This window comes from Paenibacillus sp. ICGEB2008 (assembly GCF_000307675.1).
In the GTDB taxonomy this organism is placed as follows: Bacteria; Bacillota; Bacilli; order Paenibacillales; family Paenibacillaceae; genus Paenibacillus; species Paenibacillus polymyxa.
This window is the reverse complement of sequence record NZ_AMQU01000073.1, coordinates 1-728: the sequence shown is the minus strand read 5'-3', so window position 1 is coordinate 728 and position 728 is coordinate 1. Positions and strand designations below refer to the sequence as shown.

2 rRNA genes are annotated in these 728 nt (G+C 47.3%); both read left to right on the top strand.

The annotated features are described in order from the left end of the window. Nucleotides 1-152, top strand: a 16S ribosomal RNA gene (locus C400_RS0126025); the annotation flags it as partial. Between the two features lie 358 nt (nt 153-510). Then, a 23S ribosomal RNA gene (locus C400_RS0126020) occupies nt 511-728 on the top strand; the annotation flags it as partial.

The window sequence follows — 728 nt, the reverse complement described above, 5'->3', positions numbered from 1 at the left end:
TGTACACACCACCCGTCACACCACGAGAGTTTACAACACCCGAAGTCGGTGAGGTAACCGCAAGGAGCCAGCCGCCGAAGGTGGGGTAGATGATTGGGGTGAAGTCGTAACAAGGTAGCCGTATCGGAAGGTGCGGCTGGATCACCTCCTTTCTATGGAGAATCGTTTCCTGCAACGGAAACATTCAAATTAGCAGGTACAGCGTACCTGCAACCGGATATTCAATTCGGTTCATCACATTCGTGTGAATGAAATGAATATCCTGGACTTACTCACTCGTTGCTCAGTTTTGAGAGTTCAAACTCTCAAGTTTCGACGAATATTTCATTCACACATCGTGTGGAACCGAAATATTCATCAGGCTTCGCTTCGACGAAGCGAATTGCACCTTGAAAACTGGATACCGAAACGAAATTGCGTTTTAGAATATTCCTTTAAGCTGATCTTGTGTAAACAAGTGAAATAAAGGTAGCAGATATCGACATTTTCTTTCTGTGAAAGAAAAGTCTAGGTTAAGCTACAAAGAGCACACGGAGGATGCCTAGGCGCCAGGAGCCGACGAAGGACGTGGCGAACAACGATAAAGCCTCGGGGAGCTGTAAGCAAGCTTTGATCCGGGGATGTCCGAATGGGGAAACCCGGCTGTCTTCATCGACAGTCACTACTCACTGAATTCATAGGTGAGTGAGAGGCAGACCAGGGGAACTGAAACATCTAAGTACCCTGAG